This window comes from Agrococcus sp. BE272 (genome assembly GCF_031457935.1).
GTDB lineage: Bacteria > Actinomycetota > Actinomycetes > Actinomycetales > Microbacteriaceae > Agrococcus > Agrococcus sediminis.
The window spans coordinates 285816-306139 of record NZ_JAVDXL010000002.1 but is presented as its reverse complement, the minus strand read 5'-3'; the positions used below and the strand labels follow the sequence as shown (position 1 = coordinate 306139).

The window sequence follows — 20324 nt, the reverse complement described above, 5'->3', positions numbered from 1 at the left end:
TACCCTAGAGCGCGTGGATCAGCCAGTCCGAGCGCGGGGCATCGAGCGCACCGCAGCCGGGCACCGGCTCACCGTGTGGTCGCGCCACGCGACCGCGATCGAGCTGCGCGTCTTCGACCGCGACGACCCCGACTGGCTGCTGCACTCGGTGCCGATGGAGCGGGTCGGCGACGACTTCACGATCGACTCCGAGCTGCTGCAGATCGGCACCCCGTTCGCGGTCGGCGTGCACGGGCCGAGCGGGCCGGGCCACGCGTTCGACCCCGAGCGCCACGCCGTGCCGCCGCATGCGCGCGGCATCGTGCGCACCCCGCACGGTCAGCACCGCGCGACCGTCATCGACCCCGCCTTCGACTGGGGCGGCGTCGCGCGGCCGACGGTGCCGCTGTCGCAGCAGGTGATCTACGAGGCGCACGTGAAGGGGCTCACGAAGCTCAGCCCCCACCTGCCCGCCGAGCTGCGCGGCACCTATGCCGGCCTCGCGCATCCGTCGACCATCGCCTACCTGCAGGACCTCGGCGTCACGACGGTGCAGCTGCTGCCGATCCACCTGTTCGTCTCCGAGCAGCGGCTGCTGCAGCAGGGCCGCGTCAACTACTGGGGCTACAACACGCTCAGCTTCTTCGCGCCCCACGGCGCCTACGCGTCGCGCCGCGCGCAGTTCGACGGCACCGGCGGCGTGCTGCGCGAGTTCAAGGGCATGGTGCGGCTGCTGCACGAGGCGGGGCTCCAGGTCTACCTCGACGTCGTCTACAACCACACCTCCGAGGAGGGGCTCGGCGGGCCGCCCTCGAGCCTGCGGCTCATCGACAACGCCTCCTACTACCGCGTCGCCGACGACGGCGGGCTCGTCGACTGGACCGGCTGCGGGAACACCGTCGACTTCTCGGTGCCGGCCGCGCAGCAGCTCGTCATCGACTCGCTGCGCTACTGGCACCAGGACCTGCAGATCGACGGCTTCCGCTTCGACCTCGCCCCGGTGCTCGGCCGCGGCGCCGACGGCGCCTTCGACCCGCAGCACCCGCTGCTGCGGCGCATCCTCACCGACCCCGCGCTCGCCGACGCGACGATGATCGCCGAGCCGTGGGACGTGGGCCCCGACGGCTGGCAGACCGGCCGCTTCCCCGACGGCTTCAGCGAGTGGAACGACCGCTACCGCGACACGGTGCGGCAGTTCTGGCTCAGCGACTACCGCTCGTTCCGCCACGGCGGGCAGGGCGCGACCGGGGTCGGCCCGCTCGCGCACGCCGTCTCGGGCTCGGAGGGGCTCTTCGCGAGCGGGCGCGGGCCGCTCGAGAGCGTCAACCTCATCACCGCCCACGACGGCTTCACGCTCACCGACCTCACCCGCTACGACCAGAAGCACAACGAGGGCAACGGCGAGGAGAACCGCGACGGCGCCGACGAGAACCGCTCGTACAACCACGGCGTCGAGGGCCGCACCGAGGACGTCGCGATCCAGCTCGACCGCCGCCGGTCGATGCGCAACCTGCTCGGCACCCTGCTCGTCTCGGCCGGCGTGCCGATGCTCACGATGGGCGACGAGTTCGGCCGCACGCAACGGGGCAACAACAACGCCTACTGCCAGGACTCGGCGCTGACATGGATGCGGTGGGACCGGAAGGACTGGCAGGACGCGTTCCACGCGCAGACGCGGCGGCTCCTGCAGCTTCGGCGCGAGCACCCGGCGCTCCGCCCGCTCGAGTACGGCCAGACCGGGCAGCGCGTGGCCGGCTCGTCGCGGCTCGACTGGTACAACGCCGCGGGGCTGCGCATGACGATCGACGACTGGGACCACTCCCACGACCGCACGATGCAGATGCTCGCCGAGTCGACGCCGATCGAGGAGCCCTACTCGCGCGTGCTCGTGGTCTTCCACGGCTCGCCGCGCGAGGCGGTCGTCACGCTGCCCGAGGCCGACGGCGCCACCGGCTACGCCCTGCTGTGGGACTCGGCCTCCGACCGCATCGACGACGCGCTCGCGGTCCCCGCCGAGCGGGTGCCGATGCCGGCGATGAGCATGCGCGTGTACGCCGTGCACGGGATGCCCGCGGCCGGCGCGCCGGAGGCGACGGTGGTGCGCCTGCGCACCCCTGCCTCGCCGCCGGCGGCCGATCCGGCCTAGTCTGCGTCAAGCCGAGGCGCGGCGCCAACCTGACCGTAGACGAGCTGCGCGCCGAGCAGCACTCCGCATCGAACCACGGTCAGCGCGAACGCCTGCGGTGTCGGTGGTCGGTAGCCGCTCTGGGCGCTACGGCCCAGCGACCAGGAACTCACCGATCACCGTGAAGCCGTCCTGGGCGTACACGGGGATCGTAGGGTCGGCCACACCTCGTGCAACCTCTGCCGCTCGCTCGGCCTGCCAGGCGAGCGCCTCCTCCGGCGACCTGAAGCCGGCAGCTGCCGCAGAGCCATTCGCGCCGTCGAGGTCGGTCTTCCTCACGTAGCCTTGGCGTCCGTTCGTCGCCATGGCAGCGATGAGATCAGGCTCCTGATCCGGTGACGCGGCTTCGGCGGCTGACCCGTAGGTGAGGCCGGAGTCGTTCTCCGCGTAGTCAGGAGCCGGCATCGGCTGCGTTCTGGTATCCGTCGACACGCCGAGCGGAGCGAAGAGCACGGGCGCTACTCCGGCCGCTGCTCCGGCGCCGAATCCAAGGCCTGCGACCACGAGCACAGCTCCGCTGAGAGCGGCGAACTTCATCTTGCGCTGCATCGCATCCCTGCCCTAGCTGTACTGGATTCCCGACTTGAAGGCCATCCTCGGAACCCTTGCTGACGGTCGACCGAACTCCTCTGAATCCCTCTCGATCGCCAGGGATTCCCGCTGTTGATCGGATGCTACCCCGCCGACCCGATCCTGACACCCCTCAATATGAGTGCCCTCTCGGGACACGTCCGCAGGGTCTGATCGGGTTCAAGCTCGACCGTGCTGCGGTCCACCGTCGCCATGAGCACGGAGTCCTCGTCAGGTCCGAGGCTGCGTCGAGCCGCCCGTCAGCCCCGGGCGTAGGCGACGAGCCCCAGCTCTGCGTCGGAGGCGAGCATCGCGTGCCGCGGCACGACCCGCACCGTGTAGCCGAAGGTGCCCGCGAGCGCGAGCGGGATCGCCGACTCGAAGCGGTGCACGCCGCCCTCGACCTCTGTGGGCTCGAGCGCGAAGCGCCGGGTGCGGCGCAGGTCGCCCTCCTCCGTGATCGAGCCCGCGATCACCTCGACCGTGACGTCCTCGGGCGTCAGCGAGCCGAGGTGCACGAAGGCGCGCACGCGCACCTCGTCGCCCACGATCGGCGGCGTGTCGACGCCGTCGACCTCCACGTGACGCACCTCGATGTCGTCGAACGCCTCGCGCATCCGCCGTGTCCACGCCGCGAAGGCGCGGGCGGGCGCCGCGTCGTCCGCGAGCGCCGCGGCCGACGCGGCGGCCGCGGGCGCGTAGAGCCGCGTCACGTACTCGCCGAGCATGCGCTCGGCCGACAGGCCGGGGCTCAGCGTCGCGAGCGTGTGGCGGATCGACGCGATCCACGCGGTCGGGAGGCCCCGCTCGTCGCGGTCGTAGAAGCGCGGCGCCACCTGGTGCTCGATGAGCTCGTAGAGCGCGTTCGCCTCGAACGCGTCGCGCGCCGCGGCATCCATCTGCTCGTGGGCCGAGGGGATCGCCCAGCCGTTGTGGCCGTCGAAGTACTCCTCCCACCAGCCGTCGAGGATCGACAGGTTGAGCGAGCCGTTGAGCGCCGCCTTCATGCCGCTCGTGCCGCACGCCTCGAGCGGGCGCAGCGGGTTGTTGAGCCACACGTCGCAGCCCGGGTAGAGCGACTTCGCCATCGAGATGTCGTAGTTCTCGAGGAACACGATGCGGCCGCGCACGTCGGGCTCCTGCGAGAAGCGCACGAGCTCCTGGATGAGCGCCTTGCCGGCCTCGTCGGCCGGGTGCGACTTGCCGGCGATCACGAGCTGCACGGGACGCTCGGCGTTCGTGAGGATCGCGCGCAGGCGGTCGCGGTCGTGGAGCATGAGCGTGAGCCGCTTGTAGGTCGGCACGCGGCGGGCGAAGCCGATCGTGAGGGCCTCGGGGTCGAGCATGTCGTCGATCCACGCCGGCGCCACGCCCTCGTTGCGCTCGTGCTTGCGGCGCGTGCGCATGCGCGCGTCCTCGATGAGGTGCGCGCGCATCTCGGTGCGGGCGCGCCAGATCGTCTCGTCCGAGACCGCGTCCGAGGCCCAGTCGCAGCGCGTCGTGTCGAGCGTGCCGAGCTCGCGCTCGGCGAGGTGCTTGAGCACGGGCGACGTCCAGGTCGGCGCGTGGACGCCGTTCGTGACCGACGTGATCGGCACCTCGACGGTGTCGAAGCCGGGCCATCGCGACTGGAACATGCTGCGCGAGACGGCGCCGTGCAGCTTCGAGACGCCGTTCGCGCGCTGCGCGATCGAGAAGCCGAGCTGCGCCATGTTGAAGATGCCCGGATCCTCCTCGCGGCCGAGCTGCAGCACCCGCTCGACGTCGACGCCGGGCACGAGCTCGCCGGTGAGGTGGCGGCGCACGAGCTCGATGTCGAAGCGGTCGATGCCGGCCGGCACGGGCGTGTGCGTCGTGAAGACGGTGCCGGCGCGCACGACCTGCAGCGCCTCGTCGAACGACAGGCCGCGGCCGATGAGCTGCGACATCCGCTCGATGCCGAGGAAGCCGGCGTGGCCCTCGTTGGAGTGGAACACCGCGGGCGCGGGCGCCCCGGTGAGCTCGGAGAAGACGGCGAGCGCGCGCACGCCGCCGATGCCGAGCAGCAGCTCCTGGCGCAGGCGGTGCTCGCCGCCGCCGCCGTAGAGGCGGGCGGCGACGCCGCGCAGCTCGTCGTCGTTCTCGTGGATGTTCGTGTCGAGCAGCAGCAGCGGCACGCGGCCGATCGTGGCCTGCCAGATGCGCGCATGGAGCGTGCGGCCGCCGGGCAGCGCGAGCGACACGGTCGCGTGCGTGCCGTCGGCGCGGCGGAGGATCGTGAGCGGCAGCCCGTCGGGGTCGAGCACCGGGTAGGACTCCTCCTGCCAGCCCTCGCGCGAGATCGCCTGCTTGAAGTAGCCCGCCTGGTAGAAGAGGCCGACGCCGACGATGGGCACGCCCAGGTCGCTCGCCGCCTTCAGGTGGTCGCCCGCGAGGATGCCGAGGCCGCCGGAGTACTGCGGCAGCGCGCTCGTGATGCCGAACTCGGGCGAGAAGTACGCGATCGACTCGGGCGCGTCCTCGAGGGACTGGTACCACCGCGCCTGCGACAGGTAGTCGTCGAGGTCGTCGGCGAGCGCCTCGACGCGCGCGACGAAGTCGTCGTCGGCGGCGAGCTGCGCGAGCCGCTCGGTGCCCACCCAGCCCAGCAGCTGCACGGGGTCGTGGCCGGTCTCGCGCCAGCCGTCGAGCGAGATCTCGCGGAACAGCTCGCGCGTCGGCTCGTGCCACGACCAGCGCAGGTTGGAGGCGAGCGTCTCGAGCCGGCGCAGGCGCTCGGGCAGGGACGTGCGGACGGTGAACTTGCGGATCGCTCTCACGAGCACAGAGCCTAGTGGCGCGGCCCTCCCCCCTCGCAGGCGCGCCTCGGTAGGTTGGTCGCGTGGTGAAGCAGATGGATGTCCTGTCCGGCCGGATCCCGGTGCTCGACCTTGCCCCGCAGCAGCCCGGCAACCGATTCCCCGCGAAGGCGGTGGTCGGCGACGTCGTGCCGTTCGAGGCGGTGGCGTTCCGCGAGGGCCACGACCGCATCGGCGTGACGCTCGTGCTCCGCGCCCCCTCGGGCGCGCGCCGCCGCGTGCCGATGGAGCCGCTGCACGACGGCCTCGACCGGCACCGCGCGCTCGCGCAGGTCGACGAGCAGGGCCTGTGGCGCTGGCACGTCGAGGCGTGGGCCGACGAGTGGGCCACGTGGCACCACAACGCCGAGATCAAGATCGCCGCCGGCATCGACGTCGAGCTCATGGCGACCATGGGCTCGCAGCTGCTCGCGCGGGCCGCGGGTGCCGCGAAGGGCGCCGAGGCGCTCCTGCTCAGCCGCGCAGCCGCCGCCATCGCCGACACCGCGGTGCCGCCGCTCGCCCGCTGGGCGGCGGTCAACGACCCCGACGTGCTCGCCGCGGTCGACCGGCACCGTCCCCGCTCGCTCGTCACCGCATCCGAGACCCTCAAGCTCCGCGTCGAGCGCACCCGCGCCGCCGTCGGCGCCTGGTACGAGTTCTTCCCGCGCTCCGAGGGCGCCGTGCGGCTCGAGGACGGCAGCTGGCGCTCCGGCACGTTCGCGACCGCCGCCGAGCGGCTGCCGGGCGTCGCCGAGATGGGCTTCGACGTGCTCTACCTGCCGCCGGTGCACCCCATCGGCGAGGTCAACCGCAAGGGCCCCAACAACACCCTCACGCCGCAGCCGGGCGACCCGGGCAGCCCGTGGGCGATCGGCTCGAAGGCGGGCGGCCACGACACCATCCACCCCGACCTCGGCACGATCGACGACTTCCGAGAGTTCGTGCGCCGGGCGGCGGATGCGGGGCTCGAGGTCGCGATGGACCTCGCCCTCCAGGCGGCCCCCGACCACCCGTGGGTCACCGAGCACCCCGAGTGGTTCACGACCCTCCCCGACGGCACGATCGCCTTCGCCGAGAACCCGCCGAAGAAGTACCAGGACATCTACCCGGTCAACTTCGACAACGACCCCGAGGGCATCCTCGACGAGGTGCTGCGCATCATCGACCTGTGGGTCGGCTGCGGCGTGCAGATCTTCCGCGTCGACAACCCGCACACGAAGCCCCTGTGGTTCTGGGAGCGGCTCATCCGCGACGTGAACGCGAAGCACCCCGACGTCGTCTTCCTCGCCGAGGCCTTCACGCGCCCGGCGATGATGCAGGCGCTCGGCAAGGTCGGCTTCCAGCAGTCGTACACGTACTTCGCGTGGCGCAACACGAAGGCCGAGCTCGAGGAGTACCTGCGCGAGGTCTCCGGCCCCCAGGCGGCGTGGTTCAAGCCCGCGTTCTGGGTGAACACGCCCGACATCCTCACCGAGTTCCTGCAGTTCGGCGGCGTGCCCGCCTTCAAGCTGCGCGCGGCGATCGCCGCGACCGCGGTGCCCACGTGGGGCATGTACGCCGGCTACGAGCTCATCGAGGACGTCGCGCGCCCCGGCGCCGAGGAGGCGATCGACAACGAGAAGTACGAGTACCGGCCGCGCGACTGGGAGCAGGCGGCGCGCAACGGCACGACCATCGCGCCCTACATCGCCCGCCTCAACGAGATCCGCCGCGAGCATCCCGCGATCCGGCAGCTGTGGGCGCTCGACGTGCACTGGTCCGACGACGACGCGATCCTCGTATACTCGAAGCACGTCGAGGGCCGCTTCACCGAGTCGGGCGAGGACGACACGATCATCGTCGTCGCGAACGTCGACCCGCACTCCGCGCGCGAGACGACCGTGCACCTCGACCTGACGAAGCTCGGCCTGCGGCACGGCGAGTCGTTCGAGGCGCACGACCTCATCACCGGCCAGACGTGGACCTGGAGCGACCACAGCTTCGTGCGGCTCGACGCGTTCGTCGAGCCGGTGCACGTGATCCACGTGCGACGATCGGGGGCATGATGCTCGACGACGCCACCCTCCACCGCCTCGCCGCGGGCGAGCACCCCGCGCCGCACGACCTGCTCGGCGCGCATCCGGCGGACGGCGCGGATGCGTCGCACGTCGTGCGCGCCGTGCGGCACCTGGCCGACGCGGTCGCGGTCGTCGGCGAGGCGACGACGCCCATGGAGCACCTCGGCGCCGGCGTGTGGGAGGCCGTGGTGCCCGGGCCCATCCGCCCCTACCGCCTGCGCACGACCTACGGCGACGGCGGCAGCTGGGAGGACGAGGACCCGTACCGCTTCACGCCCACGCTCGGCGAGCTCGACCTGCACCTCTGGCGCGAGGGCCGGCACGAGCAGGCCTGGCAGGTGCTCGGCTCCCGGCTGCGCGAGCACGAGGGCGTCGCGGGCGCCTCGTTCGCGGTCTGGGCGCCCAACGCCCGCGCGGTGCGCGTCATCGGCGACTTCAACGACTGGTCGGGCCGCTCGCACGCGATGCGCACCATGGGCGCGAGCGGCGTCTGGGAGCTCTTCGTGCCCGGCGACCTCGAGCACAGCGCCTACAAGTACGAGATCCTCACCGACCACGGCTGGGCGACGCGCGCCGACCCGATGGCGCGCTACACCGAGGTGCCGCCCGCGACGGCCTCGAAGGTCGGCCGCAGCCGCTTCGCGTGGAGCGACGACGAGTGGATGCGCTCCCGTGCCGCGCGCGACGTGCACAACTCCCCCATGTCGATCTACGAGCTGCACTTCGGCTCGTGGCGGCCGGGCCTCGGCTACCGCGAGATGGCGGATGCGCTCATCGAGCACCTGGAGGAGACGGGCTTCACGCACGTCGAGTTCATGCCGCTCGCCGAGCATCCGTTCGGCGGCTCGTGGGGCTACCAGGTGACCGGCTACTTCGCGCCGACGAGCCGCTTCGGCCACCCCGACGACCTGCGCTACCTCATCGACCGGCTGCACCGCGCCGGCTACGGCGTGCTCGTCGACTGGGTGCCCGGGCACTTCCCGAAGGACGAGTGGGCGCTCGCCCGCTTCGACGGCCGCGCGCTCTACGAGCACCCCGACCCGCGGCGCGGCGACCAGCCCGACTGGGGCACGCACGTGTTCGACTTCGGCCGCCCGGAGGTGAAGAACTTCCTGGTCGCGAACGCCGTGTACTGGATGGAGGAGTTCCACATCGACGGCCTGCGCGTCGACGCGGTCGCCTCGATGCTCTACCTCGACTACTCCCGCAAGGACGGCGAGTGGCTGCCGAACGTGCACGGCGGACGCGAGCACCTCGAGGCCATCGCGCTACTGCAGGAGGTCAACGCGACCGTCTACCGCCGCTGCCCCGGCATCGTCATGATCGCCGAGGAGTCGACCTCGTGGCCCGGCGTCACGAAGCCCACGAGCGCCGACGGCCTCGGCTTCGGCATGAAGTGGAACATGGGCTGGATGCACGACACGCTCCAGTACATGGCGGTCGACCCGATGTATCGCTCGCACCACCACGGCGAGATCACGTTCTCGTTCCTCTACGCGTTCAGCGAGCAGTTCGTGCTGCCCATCAGCCACGACGAGGTCGTGCACGGCAAGGGCTCGCTGCTCGGCAAGATGCCGGGCGACCAGTGGCAGAAGCTCGCCTCGGTGCGCGCGTACCTGACCTTCATGTGGGCGCACCCGGGCAAGCAGCTGCTGTTCATGGGCCAGGAGTTCGGGCAGCCGAGCGAGTGGAGCGAGGCGCGCGGGCTCGACTGGTGGATCCTCGACCAGCCCGTGCACCGCGGGCTCATGGCGCTCGTGTCGCAGCTGAACCGCGTGTACCGCGAGACCGAGGCGCTGTGGCTGCGCGACAACGAGCCCGGCGGCTTCGAGTGGATCGACGGCGGCAACTCCTCCGACAACGTCATCGCGTTCCTCCGCTGGGGCGCGAACGGCGACCCGCTCGCGGCGATCGTCAACTTCTCCGGCCGTCCCATCGAGGGCTACCGGATGGGGCTGCCGTTCGCGGGCGAGTGGGAGGAGGTGGTGAACTCCGACGCGGTCGAGTTCGGCGGCTCCGGCGTCGGCAACCTCGGCGCCGTCCGCGCGCTCGAGGAGCCGTGGGGCGGCCGCCCCGCGTCCGCGACGGTCACGATCCCGCCGCTCGCCGGCCTGCTGCTGCGCCCGAAGGCGACGCCGGCCGCCTGAGGCGCTGAGGCCTGACGCGCGAAGGGCGCCTCCCAGGGGAGGCGCCCTTCGGCGTCAGGTGCTGCGGGTCAGTACAGGAGCGTCGTGAGGCGACGGCGCGCCGCGTGCACGCGCGGGTCGTCGAGGCCGACGATCTCGAAGTGGTCGAGCAGACGCAGCCGCACGTCCTGCTTCGCGTCGCCGGTCAGGCTGCCGATGAGGTCGAGCAGGCGCAGGAAGGCGTCCTCGACGTGCCCGCCCGAGAGGTCGAGGTCGGCGGCGAGCATCTGCGCCTCCGGGTCGCCCGGCCGCTCGGCCGCGGCCGCGCGGATCTCATCGGCCGTGCGGCCCTGCAGGCGCGCCAGCAGCCGCACCTGCGCGAGCCCGGCGATCGCCTCCGCGTCGCGGGGGCTCTGCGCGATCGCCTTCTCGAACGCGGCGATCGCGGTCTCGTAGTCGCCCTGCTCGATGGCGTCGAACGCCTCCTGGTGCAGCGGCGGCACGGGCTCGGGCTCCGGCTCCCCCGCGGGCTCGCCGTCGCCGACGGGCACGCTGCCGGTGATGCCCTGCTGCTCGGCGAACGCGAGCACCTGCTCGAGCACGTCGCGCACCTGCTCCTCGGGCAGCGCGCCGGTGAAGAGCGGCGCGGGGCGCCCGCCGATCACCGCGGCGACCGTCGGGATGGACTGCGCGTTGAACGCCTGCACGAGCTGCGGGTTGCGGTCGGCGTCCACCTTCGCGAGCACGAGCCGGCCGCGCTGCGCCTCGACGAGGCGCTCGAGCACGGGCGAGAGCTGCTTGCACGGCCCGCACCACTCCGCCCAGATGTCGATGATGACCGGCACCCGCTCGGAGAGCTCGACGACGGCGCCGAAGTCGGCGTCGGTGATGTCGATGACGACGCCGGTCGCGGCGCCCTGCGCGGCGGGCGCGGCCTCGGGCTGCGGCGATGCCGCCTGCTGGTGCCGGGCGGCGAGCGCCGACAGGTCGACGGCTCCCCCGAGCGATGCGGGCACGTGCTCCTGGCTCATCAGCCGACCTCCCTCGCGTCCAGGAGCGACTGGCTGTAGCCCACCACCTGGATCTGCGTGCCCTCCGGAGCGCCGGCCGGCGGCACGGCGAAGAGCACCTGGATCTGATACGTCGTCTCGATGCCGGTGTCGGACTGCTCGACCCCGGCGAGGATGCCCGCGCCGTCACGGGCCTCGATCTCGACGCCCTCCTCGCGCGGCGTCGCGCGCTGCGTCTCGGTGAAGGAGGTCGCGAGCAGCGCACCGCCCTCGTTCGTGACGAGCATGAGCGGCGCCTGCTCGTCGTCGGAGGCGCCCCACTCGAGCAGCGACAGCTCGAACTCCGGGCGCTGCACGAGCTCGTCCTTCGCGGCGCGGCCGACGGCCTCGCGCAGCGCGTCGCCCTCCTCCTGGAACCAGGACGCGTACTCCGACTCGTCGCCGCGCAGCAGCACGCTCGCGTAGCCCGACGTGATCTCGTCGGGACGGTGCAGCAGCAGCGGGGTGTCGCCCGGCAGGCTCGCGGCGCCGATCGTCGGGCTCGCCACCGCCGGCAGCTGCACGCCCGAGGCGAGCGTCATCTGGTAGACGAGGCGGTAGTCGGCGCGCGCGTCGGTCTGCTGGAAGACGAGCGTCGACTGCGCCTGCGCGCCGTCCTCCCAGCCCACGACGGCCATCACCGTGCGCGGCCAGACCTCGGTCTGCTGCGGCAGCAGCAGCTCGACGTCGCCGTCGGGGATGCCCTGGAGCGCCGGGAGCTCGCCGTTCTGCGAGCGCACCTCGTAGTTCGTGCGGCGCGCGTCGAGCGCAGGGCCCGCCAGGCGATCGGCGGCTCGCTCGATGTCGAGCGCCTCGTCGGCCTCGGCCACCGCCTCGCGGGTCGACTCGAGCACGCGCGTGAACTGCGACTCGGTGAGCGCGACCGGGGGCAGCGTCTCCTCGAGGCTCGTCGGCTGCGGCGCCGCGTCGCTCGTCGCCGCCGGCTCGGCGCTCGGCCAGTACTGCGGGCCGCAGCCCGTGAGCCCGACCACGGCGATCACGGGCAGGGCGACGAGGCCCAGGCGGCGACGGCGCGGCGCGGCGACGGTGCGCTCGGCACGGCCGCGGTCCTGCTCAGCGTCGTCGGGGGCGGATGCGGTGCCCTCGTCGGTCGAGGCGGGCGCGCTGCCGTCGGTGCCGTCGACGGGCGTGCCGTCCGAGACGTCCGCCGGCGAGGCATCCGAGCCATCGGCGTCAGCCGGCTCGAGCGCGGGGCGCGCGTCGCCCGCGGCGACGGCGCCCTGCGGCCGCGGCAGCCCCTCGCGCGCCTCGCGGCGCAGCGCCCGGCGCTCGGCGCGCGAGAGCTCGCGGTGCGAGCGGCGCTGCGGCCCGCGGCTGCGGCGGTGGCGGCGCAGCGCCAGGAGGAACAGCAGCAGCGCGAGCGCGAGCAGCACGAGCCCCGCGGTGAGCAGCGGCCCGAACAGCGGCGTCTTCGCGTCGAACGGCCACTCCACCCGCACATCGGCGGGAGCGGCCTGGCCGGGCTCGCCGGCGATGAGCAGCGAGTAGCCGACCGGCAGGTCGATCGGGATCCGCACCTCGCCCTCGCCGAGGTGCTCCTCGATCCAGAGGTCGCCGCCCGCGAGCTCCGGCAGCGGCTCCTCGTTCCCGGCCTGCTCCTCGAGCGCCATCGTCTGCGTGTCGTCGATGCTCGCGACGGAGTGCGCCGCGTCGCCGACCCAGCCGAGCACGTCGTGATCGCGTCCGACCACGGCGTTGATCGGGCCATCCGCCGTGATGGTCACCGTCTGGCGGCCGTCGTGCGCGTTCATCGTCTCGCCCGAGATGAGCAGCAGCTGCGAGTCCGGGGACTCCTCGAGCTGGGAGACGATCGTGTCCGGCGGAGCCCAGACGGTGCGCTGGCCGATCGCGAGTCCGAGCAGCACGAGCGAGAGCACGAGGCTCACGGCCGCGAGGATGTATCGCACGGGTCAGAGGTCCTTTCACGCTCGCCGAGGGATCCGGCACGCCGCCCGGAGGGGACGACGATGAGCGGGCAAGCCTCCAGGGTACCGAGACAGGGGCCGCTGTGCCAAGCCCCCGCGGCCGCGCGCCTGGCGGCCGCCTCCTCGGCGCCGCCATAGGATCCGCAGTGTGAAGATTCGGAACGGCTTCCTGCTGGGACTCGTGGGCGGCCTGGGCGTGCTGCTCGCCATCGCCATCGGCGCCTCGGTGCAGCAGATCAGCACGGTGCTCGTCTGGGCGTTCGCGGGCATCTTCCTCGCGCTCGGCGTCGAGCCGGTCATCCAGTTCCTCATCCGCCGCAAGGTGCCGCGCTGGGCCGCGGTGCTGCTCATCTTCCTCGTCATCGTCGCGGGCCTGACCGGCGCCACGTGGCTGATCGTGCCGACGATCGTGGCGCAGTTCGCGGTGCTCGTGCAGTCGATCGTCGCCGAGATCGAGGGCGGCGCCTTCGAGAGCGTGCTCGACTGGGTGCGCGAGACCTTCCCGCAGTTCGACGTCGACGGCTCGCTCGAGCAGCTCGGCGGCGCGCTCAGCGACTTCGACACCTGGTCGAGCCTCCCGCCGTGGGTGGCCGACATCGCGGCCGGCATCGTCGGCGGCGCCGTGCAGGTGCTCTTCGCGCTCGGCGGGCTGCTGATCGTCGTCGTGCTGATGCTCTACTTCACCGGCTCGCTGCCCTCGCTCAAGTCGGGCATGTACCGGCTCGTGCCCGCCTCGTCGCGGCCGAAGTTCATCGAGATCGCCGAGCAGATCATGAAGTCGGTCGGGCGCTTCGTGCTCGGCCAGGGCGCGCTCGGCGTGCTGAACGGCATCCTCTCGTTCATCGTGCTGTCGATCGTGGGCTCCGAGCTCGCCGGCGTCTACGCGTTCCTTGCGCTCATCGCCTCGACGATCCCGCTCGTCGGCACCATCTCGGCGTCGGTCATCATCTCGCTGCTCGTGCTGCTGCTCGACGGCCCCGAGACGGCGCTGCCGGTGGCGATCTGGTACCTGATCTACATGCAGCTCGAGGCCTACGTGATCAGCCCGCAGATCATGAACCGCGCGGTCAAGGTGCCCGGCGTGGTGGTCGTGCTCTCGGCGCTCATCGGCGGCACGCTGCTCGGCATCCTGGGCGCGCTCGTCGCGATCCCGGTCGCCGCGGCGATCCAGCTGATCCTCAAGGAGGTCGTCATCCCGAGGCAGGACCTGCGCTGACGCGAGCCCCGGGCTGCTAGGCGGCTCGCCAGCAGCCGGTGTGCCAGTGGCGGCGATCCTCGATCGCGCGGTCGCCGAAGATCGAGTCGGCCCGCCACACGACCACGTGCGCCGTGCCCTGCACGACCGTGCCGCCGCATCCGGGGCACACGTAGTCCTTGACGGCGCTCCGCGGCGCCATCGGCTGCACGTGCCACTCGGCGCCCGCGCGTCGCTCGACGCGGGCGGCGCCCTGCATCAGGCGGTCGACGTCGAGCGGCACGTACGGCTGCGCGCGGCGACTCGGCCGCCGCGAGGGCATCAGTACCAGCCGACCTGCTCGGAATGGCCCCAGGCACCGCACGGGGTGCCGTAGCGGCCCGCGATGTAGTCGAGGCCCCAGCTGATCTGCGTCACCGGGTTGGTCTGCCAGTCGCCGCCGTGCGTCGCCATCTTCGAGCCCGGGAGCGCCTGCGGGATGCCGTAGGCGCCGCTCGAGCTGTTCTGCGCGTACACGTTCCAGTTGGACTCGCGCTGCCACAGGCTGTAGAGGCAGGAGTACTGCCCCTCGCCCCAGCCGCGGCTGAGCACCATCTGCCGCGCGATCTCCTGCGCGCTGCCCGGGTTGGGCGCGGCGACGGCGGGGATGCTGATGGATGCGGCCTGCTGGCCGGAGGAGGATGCCTCGGCAGCGGCTGCGGGCTCGGGCTCAGGCGTGGGGGTGGGCGTCGGCGTCGGCGTGTGCACGACGATCTCGTCGCGCACGAACGACGCCTGCTCGCCGGTGATCTCGCCCAGGTCCTGCCCGGGCCGGTTCTCGCTCGGCAGGGAGGCCGGCTCGGCCATCACCTGCTGCGTCGGGTCGGCGGCGACCGAGACGAGCACGAAGCCCGCGGCGGCCAGCAGCGACAGGCCCGACAGCACGCCGCGGGTGCGCGTCGAGCGCGCGCCGGCGGAGGAGGATCGGGTGAACACGAGGACCGACCGTATCACGGAACGGTAACGACGCCCAGGCTCGGGCGGTCAGCGCACCGCCAGCATCAGGCTCACGACGGTGTCGAGCAGGTGGTCGACCTCGTCCTCGTCGTAGCCGCCGAACTGCGCGTCGAACTGGGCCGTGCGCACCTCGCGCGCGGTCATCTCGGGGCCGTCCGAGAGGTACTCGGCGATGCGCTGCGCGAAGCGGTCGACGTCGGTGACCCGGTAGCCGCGCGAGATGCGGCTGACGCGACGGAACCGCTCCCCCTCGGGGCGGCGCAGCTGCTCGAGCGTCTCCTGCGCGCGCTCCCGCACCCGGGCGTACCAGGCCTCCTCGCCGTGCTCGAGCACGCCGCGCTCGTGCTCGCGGCGGGCGAACGCCTCCTCGAGCCGCTCGAGCGCTGCGTCGACGTGCGCGGGCGAGTAGCCGCCCTTCTGCATCGGGAAGCTAGTGCGGCGGATGGTGGCCGAGTCGATCGCGGTCGCGGCCCGGGCGTCGGTCGCGTACGCGCGCCGAGCATCCTCGAGGAAGTCCTCGACCTGCTCGATGTCGTAGCCGGGCTGGGACCGCCGGGCTCTCGGGAACGTGCTCATCGCATCCATGATGCCAGCGCGCGGCCGTGCGTCACGCGTGCACCACCTGGAACAGCGCCATCATCACGACGGCGCTCGGCAGGATGGAGTCGAGGCGATCGAGGAAGCCGCCGTGCCCGGGCAGGAACGAGCCGATGTCCTTGATGCCGAGGTCGCGCTTGATGATCGACTCTGCGAGGTCGCCGACCGTGGCGGTCGCGACGAGCAGCGCCGTGAGGATGAAGCCGAACCACCACTCCTGCTGCAGCATCCACACCGACAGCGCGATGCCCGCGGCGGTCGCGAGCACCGCCCCGCCGAGCAGGCCCTCCCAGGTCTTGCCGGGGCTGATGCGCGGCGCGAGCTTGTGCTTGCCGAGCCAGACGCCGGCCGCGAGGGCCCCCGTGTCGATGACCGTCGTCATGATGATCATCGCGAGGGTCCACCACTGGCCGCCCTCCTGCGACGTCAGCAGCGCGGCGAAGGCGCCGAGCACCGCGACGTAGCCGATGCAGAGCGCCCCGCCGGTGATGTCGGCGAACACCGCGCCGCGGCCCGTGCGCGTCGTCGGCGACGCGAGCTCCACCAGGCGCACGACGGCCACGATGCCGATCGCGCCGAGCGTCGACCACCACAGGCCCGCAGCGCCGAAGTACCAGGTGATCGGCACGATCGCGCTGCCGAGGAGCACGAGCGGGATCCGCGGCACGTCGCGCCCCGCGAAGCGGAGCGCGCTCGCGAGCTCGTACAGTGCGAACCCGACCATGACGGTCGCGAAGAGCATGAAGAGCGTCTTCACCCACAGCAGGCTCGCGAGCAGCACGGCGCCCAGCACGACACCGATGGCGACCGCTGCCGCGAGGTCGCGACCGGTGCGCTTGTTCACCCGCGCGCGGGTCGCCTCGATCTGGTCCCTCGCCGCGTGGATCTGCGCCTGGATCTGGGCCTCGATCTCGGCGGCGCTCCGATGCTCGCGTCGCACGCGTCGCCTCCCGACTCCTCGGTCAGACCTCGAGGAGCTCGGACTCCTTCTTCTTCGCCGCCTCGTCGATGCCGTCGACGGCCTGCTTCGTCGCGAGCTCGAGCTCCTTCTCGGCGCGCGCGATCTCGTCGTCGCCGACCTCGCCCGCGAGCTTGTCGAGGTCGGTCATCGCCTGGCGGCGCACGTTGCGGATCGCGACCCGGGCCTGCTCGGCCTTGTCCTTGACGATCTTCACGTAGTCGCGCCGGCGCTCCTCGGTGAGCTCCGGCATCGTGATGCGGATGATGCTGCCGTCGTTCGACGGCGTGACGCCGAGGTGCGGCGCGTTCACGATCGCGCGCTCGATGTCCTTGAGCGCGCCCTTGTCGAACGGCGTGATGATGAGCACGCGTGCCTCGGGCTGCTGGAACGACGCGAGCTGCTGCAGCGGCGTCGGCGAGCCGTAGTAGTCGACGTTCACGCGCTGGAACAGCGCCGGGTTCGCGCGACCCGCGCTCACCGTCTGGAAGTCGTCCTTCGCGACCTCGATCGACTGGGCCATCTTCTCCTTGGCCGAAGCCAGAACGTCGCTGATCACAGGGTTCCTTCCGTCGCTGTCGATTCTATGGGCGGGCGCCGGTCAGGCGCGCACGAGCGTGCCGACCGGCTCGCCGAGGATGGCCTTGGTGAGCGCTCGCTCGCCGTCCATCCCGAACACCCGCATGGGCATCCGGTTGTCCATGCACAGGCTGAAGGCCGTCGAGTCGACGACCTTGAGGCCGCTGACGAGCGCGTCCTGGTAGGTGATCTCGTCGAAGCGGGTGGCGGTGGGGTCGTGCTTGGGGTCGGCGGAGTAGACGCCGTCGACGCCGTTCTTCGCGACCAGCACCTGGTCGGCGTCGATCTCGAGCGCGCGCTGCGCCGCGACCGTGTCGGTCGAGAAGTACGGCAGGCCGGCACCGGCGCCGAAGATCACGACCCGGCCCTTCTCGAGGTGGCGCTCGGCGCGGCGCGGGATGTACGGCTCGGCCACCTGCGTCATCTGGATGGCCGACTGCACGCGCGTCTCGGCGCCTGCCTGCTCGAGGAAGTCCTGCAGGGCGAGCGCGTTCATGACCGTGCCGAGCATGCCCATGTAGTCGGCGCGGCCGCGCTCCATGCCGCGCTGGCTGAGCTCTGCGCCGCGGAAGAAGTTGCCGCCGCCGACGACGATCGCGATCTCGACCGTCTCGGCCGCCTCGGCGATCTGCTTGGCGATGGAGGAGACCACGTCGGGGTTCACGCCGAGCGCGCCGCCGCCGAACGCCTCGCCCGACAGCTTCAGGAGGACTCTGCGGCGCGGCTGTGCTGGCATGGGCTCCTCCTGGGGGTCTCGACCCGAGCGCGGGCCGTGCAGAAGCCTATCCTGTCGCGCACCGGCCGGGACGCGACGGAGGGCCGGGGTCTCCCCCGGCCCTCCGTCGTGCGCGTCGTGGCTACGCGCCGACCTTGAAGCGGGCGAAGCCGGTGACGGCGAGGCCTGCGGCCTCGAGCACCTTGGCGACGGTCTGCTTGCTGTCGCGAGCGTAGTCCTGGTCGAGCAGGACGATCTGCTTGAAGAAGCCGGTGAGGCGGCCCTCGATGATCTTCGGCAGGGCGCCCTCGGGCTTGCCCTCGCCGCGCGCGATCTCCGAGACGAGCTCGCGCTCCTTCTCGACCTGCTCGGCCGGCACCTCGTCGCGGGAGACGTAGGTGGGGTCGAACATGGCGATGTGCTGCGCGACAGCGCGGGCGGTCTCGGCGTCGTCGCCCGTGTAGGCGACCACGACGCCGACCTGCGGGGGCAGGTCCTTCGACGTGCGGTGCAGGTAGACCGCGTGCTCGGCGCCCTCGATGCGGGCCACCTTCGTGAGCTCGATCTTCTCGCCGATGGTCGCGGCCTGCTCCTCGATGATCGACTGCACGGTGCCCGACTCGGCCGGCGCGGCGAGCGCGGCGGCCAGGTCGGCGGCGCCCGATGCGGCGACGGCGGCGACGACGCGGTCGGCGAGCGCGATGAACTTCTCGTTCTTCGCGACGAAGTCCGTCTCGCAGCCGAGCGCGATCATCGTGACGGCGCCCTCGCCCTCGGCGACGGCGACGAGGCCCTCGCTCGTGGAGCGGTCGGCGCGCTTCGCGTTGCCCTTGGCGCCCTTCAGGCGCAGGATCTCGGTGGCCTTGTCGACGTCGCCGCCGGCCTCCTCGAGTGCCGCCTTGGTGTCGCTCATGCCGGTGCCGAGCTGCTCGCGCAGCATCTTGAGGTCGGCGATGCTGATGTTTGCCATGCGCTGGTCCTTACTTCGACTCGGACGCGGCGGCGTCCTCGGTGGTCTCGGCGGGAGCGGCGGCCTCATCGGCTGCCGGCGCCTCGGCGGCGGGCTCCTCGGCGGGCGCCTGCTCAGCGGCGGGCTCCTCGGCGGGGGCCTCCTCCGCGGCGGGCTCCTCAGCGGCGGGCGCGGCCTGCTCGCCCGTCTGCTCGGCGAGCAGCTCGCGCTCCCACTCGGCCATCGGCTCGGCCTCGGCATCGGCGCCGCCACCGTGGCGCTGCATGAGGCCCTCGGCGGCCGCGTCGGCCACGATCTTCGTCAGCAGCGCGACGGAGCGGATCGCGTCGTCGTTGCCCGGGATCGGGTACTGCACGTCGTCCGGGTCGCAGTTCGTGTCGAGGATCGCGATGATCGGGATGCCGAGCTTCTTCGCCTCGTCGACCGCGAGGTGCTCCTTGTTGGTGTCGACGATCCACAGCGCGGAGGGCGTGCGCTGCAGGTTGCGGATGCCGCCGAGCGACTTCTGCAGCTTCAGGAGCTCGCGCTTCTTGAGCAGCAGCTCCTTCTTGGTGTAGCCCTGCGTGGTGTCCTCGAAGTCGAGCTCCTCGAGCTCCTTCATGCGGCTCAGGCGCTTCGAGACCGTGTTGAAGTTGGTGAGGAGGCCACCGAGCCAGCGCTGGTTGACGTAGGGCTGGCCCACGCGCGTCGCCTGCTCGGCGATCGACTCCTGCGCCTGCTTCTTCGTGCCGACGAACAGCACGGTGCCGCCGTGCGAGACGGTCTCCTTGACGAAGTCGTACGCCTTGTCGATGTAGGCGAGCGACTGCTGCAGGTCGATGATGTAGATGCCGGAGCGCTCCGTGAAGATGAAGCGCTTCATCTTGGGGTTCCAGCGACGGGTCTGGTGCCCGAAGTGGACGCCGCTGTCGAGCAGCTGGCGAGTCGTGACGACGGCCATGGCCGCCTCCTTCTTCTGTTCTGGTTGCCGGCCCGACCGGTCGGTCGAGCCCCTGGCGCCCTGACGCACCGCCGCCAGCCGCGCGGGCACGGGGCTCGAGCTGCTGGACCGGGAGGAGGTGTCGTCGTGACGGGCACGCGAAGTCATCGCACACGCGATGCCCTCCCATGCTACATGCTCGGCGGACGCATCACGCGTGGGCGGTTCTCCACCGCGCGACCGCTTCCCCGCACGCGCAGCGCGCGATCCTCGGCACCATGCCGGGATGCGCCTCCTCGCCCTCCTCGTCGCCGCGGCGCTCGCGCCGTGGGCGTGGCCGGTCGAGCCGCACGAGGTCGTGCGCGCCTTCGACGCGCCCGCGAGCGCCTACGGGCCGGGCCATCGCGGGATCGACATCGCCGCGCCGGCCGGCTCGGCGGTGCTCGCGCCCGACGACGGCGTCGTCCGCTTCGCGGGGCCGGTGGCCGGCCGCCCCGTGGTGTCGATCGAGCACGCCGGCGGCCTCGTGTCGAGCTTCGAGCCCGTCGAGCCCTCCGTGGCTGCGGGCGACGCCGTCGAGCGGGGCCAGCAGATCGGCGTGCTGCTGCCCGGCCACGCGGCGGGCGGGGCGCGGCTGCACCTCGGGGCGCGGCTGCACGGCGCC

General features: G+C 72.2%; 16 protein-coding genes and 1 pseudogene. 5 read left to right on the top strand and 12 right to left on the bottom strand.

Features of this window, described 5'->3' with window-relative positions; genetic code table 11:
* Positions 1-13 precede the first annotated feature (13 nt).
* Positions 14-2125, top strand: a complete 2112-nt coding sequence (gene glgX / locus J2X49_RS07845; protein ID WP_310124665.1) for a glycogen debranching protein GlgX — start codon at positions 14-16, stop codon at positions 2123-2125.
* A gap of 126 nt (positions 2126-2251) precedes the next feature.
* Here the strand turns inward: glgX and J2X49_RS07840 are convergent, their stop codons facing one another.
* Both J2X49_RS07840 and glgP read right to left on the bottom strand, forming a co-directional pair.
* Positions 2252-2713: a hypothetical protein gene (locus J2X49_RS07840; RefSeq protein WP_310124662.1), complete on the bottom strand. Its 462-nt coding sequence runs from the start codon at positions 2711-2713 to the stop codon at positions 2252-2254.
* Between the two features lie 281 nt (positions 2714-2994).
* Positions 2995-5532 (bottom strand): alpha-glucan family phosphorylase, encoded by a 2538-nt coding sequence (gene glgP / locus J2X49_RS07835; protein WP_310124660.1) that lies wholly within the window; start codon positions 5530-5532, stop codon positions 2995-2997.
* 74 nt (positions 5533-5606) lie between these two features.
* Here glgP and J2X49_RS07830 point away from each other — a divergent pair, with 74 nt between their 5' ends.
* A complete protein-coding gene (locus J2X49_RS07830; protein WP_310125989.1) occupies positions 5607-7598 on the top strand; it encodes an alpha-1,4-glucan--maltose-1-phosphate maltosyltransferase in 1992 nt (663 codons plus the stop codon).
* Positions 7595-9757, top strand: coding sequence for a 1,4-alpha-glucan branching protein GlgB (glgB, locus tag J2X49_RS07825; RefSeq protein ID WP_310124657.1), 2163 nt, complete (start codon positions 7595-7597; stop codon positions 9755-9757). The genes J2X49_RS07830 and glgB overlap by 4 nt, the downstream gene beginning before the upstream one ends.
* 68 nt (positions 9758-9825) lie before the next feature.
* On the opposite strand, the gene J2X49_RS07820 is transcribed toward glgB, so the two are convergent.
* Together J2X49_RS07820 and J2X49_RS07815 are read right to left on the bottom strand one after the other, a co-directional pair.
* A complete protein-coding gene (locus tag J2X49_RS07820; protein WP_310124655.1) occupies positions 9826-10767 on the bottom strand; it encodes a tetratricopeptide repeat protein in 942 nt (313 codons plus the stop codon).
* Positions 10767-12692, bottom strand: coding sequence for a hypothetical protein (locus tag J2X49_RS07815; protein WP_310124653.1), 1926 nt, complete (start codon positions 12690-12692; stop codon positions 10767-10769). The genes J2X49_RS07820 and J2X49_RS07815 overlap by 1 nt, the downstream gene beginning before the upstream one ends.
* 187 nt (positions 12693-12879) lie before the next feature.
* Between J2X49_RS07815 and J2X49_RS07810 the strand changes: the two genes are divergently transcribed.
* Positions 12880-13947, top strand: a complete 1068-nt coding sequence (locus J2X49_RS07810; RefSeq protein ID WP_146356897.1) for an AI-2E family transporter — start codon at positions 12880-12882, stop codon at positions 13945-13947.
* A 16-nt stretch (positions 13948-13963) separates the two neighbouring features.
* Here J2X49_RS07810 and J2X49_RS07805 read toward each other — a convergent pair whose 3' ends face one another.
* From J2X49_RS07805 to rpsB, 8 genes are all read right to left on the bottom strand, one after another.
* Positions 13964-14248, bottom strand: a complete 285-nt coding sequence (locus tag J2X49_RS07805) for a hypothetical protein (RefSeq protein ID WP_128188703.1) — start codon at positions 14246-14248, stop codon at positions 13964-13966.
* Positions 14248-14919: a lytic transglycosylase domain-containing protein gene (locus tag J2X49_RS07800; RefSeq protein ID WP_310124646.1), complete on the bottom strand. Its 672-nt coding sequence runs from the start codon at positions 14917-14919 to the stop codon at positions 14248-14250. The genes J2X49_RS07805 and J2X49_RS07800 overlap by 1 nt, the downstream gene beginning before the upstream one ends.
* 30 nt (positions 14920-14949) lie before the next feature.
* Positions 14950-15498 carry a DivIVA domain-containing protein gene (locus tag J2X49_RS07795; RefSeq protein ID WP_128188705.1) on the bottom strand — a complete coding sequence of 183 codons (549 nt, stop codon included), beginning with the start codon at positions 15496-15498 and terminating at the stop codon, positions 14950-14952.
* A 31-nt stretch (positions 15499-15529) separates the two neighbouring features.
* The gene (locus J2X49_RS07790; RefSeq protein ID WP_310124643.1) at positions 15530-16459 is read right to left on the bottom strand and encodes a phosphatidate cytidylyltransferase; all 930 of its coding nucleotides are present in this window, start codon (positions 16457-16459) and stop codon (positions 15530-15532) included.
* A 22-nt stretch (positions 16460-16481) separates the two neighbouring features.
* Positions 16482-17036: a ribosome recycling factor gene (gene frr / locus J2X49_RS07785; protein ID WP_310124640.1), complete on the bottom strand. Its 555-nt coding sequence runs from the start codon at positions 17034-17036 to the stop codon at positions 16482-16484.
* Between the two features lie 42 nt (positions 17037-17078).
* Positions 17079-17792: a UMP kinase gene (gene pyrH / locus J2X49_RS07780; RefSeq protein WP_128188707.1), complete on the bottom strand. Its 714-nt coding sequence runs from the start codon at positions 17790-17792 to the stop codon at positions 17079-17081.
* Positions 17793-17913: 121 nt separating this feature from the next.
* Entirely contained in the window at positions 17914-18741 is an 828-nt protein-coding gene (gene tsf, locus J2X49_RS07775) for a translation elongation factor Ts (protein ID WP_128188708.1), read from the bottom strand.
* A gap of 10 nt (positions 18742-18751) precedes the next feature.
* Positions 18752-19681: a 30S ribosomal protein S2 gene (gene rpsB, locus J2X49_RS07770; protein ID WP_310124635.1), complete on the bottom strand. Its 930-nt coding sequence runs from the start codon at positions 19679-19681 to the stop codon at positions 18752-18754.
* Between the two features lie 157 nt (positions 19682-19838).
* On the opposite strand from rpsB, the pseudogene J2X49_RS07765 reads away from it, so the two are divergent.
* Positions 19839-20276: pseudogene (locus J2X49_RS07765) on the top strand (murein hydrolase activator EnvC family protein); the annotation flags it as partial.
* Positions 20277-20324 lie beyond the last annotated feature (48 nt).

Excerpts from the sequence above, each read along its gene's own strand:
- J2X49_RS07840 (WP_310124662.1), bottom strand. The coding sequence starts at position 2,713 with ATGCAGCGCAAGATGAAGTTCGCCGCTCTCAGCGGAGCTGTGCTCGTG.
- J2X49_RS07830 (WP_310125989.1), top strand. The coding sequence starts at position 5,607 with ATGGATGTCCTGTCCGGCCGGATCCCGGTGCTCGACCTTGCCCCGCAG.
- glgB (WP_310124657.1), top strand. The coding sequence starts at position 7,595 with ATGATGCTCGACGACGCCACCCTCCACCGCCTCGCCGCGGGCGAGCAC.
- J2X49_RS07820 (WP_310124655.1), bottom strand. The coding sequence starts at position 10,767 with ATGAGCCAGGAGCACGTGCCCGCATCGCTCGGGGGAGCCGTCGACCTG.
- J2X49_RS07805 (WP_128188703.1), bottom strand. The coding sequence starts at position 14,248 with ATGCCCTCGCGGCGGCCGAGTCGCCGCGCGCAGCCGTACGTGCCGCTC.
- J2X49_RS07795 (WP_128188705.1), bottom strand. The coding sequence starts at position 15,498 with ATGAGCACGTTCCCGAGAGCCCGGCGGTCCCAGCCCGGCTACGACATC.
- pyrH (WP_128188707.1), bottom strand. The coding sequence starts at position 17,792 with ATGCCAGCACAGCCGCGCCGCAGAGTCCTCCTGAAGCTGTCGGGCGAG.
- tsf (WP_128188708.1), bottom strand. The coding sequence starts at position 18,741 with ATGGCAAACATCAGCATCGCCGACCTCAAGATGCTGCGCGAGCAGCTC.
- rpsB (WP_310124635.1), bottom strand. The coding sequence starts at position 19,681 with ATGGCCGTCGTCACGACTCGCCAGCTGCTCGACAGCGGCGTCCACTTC.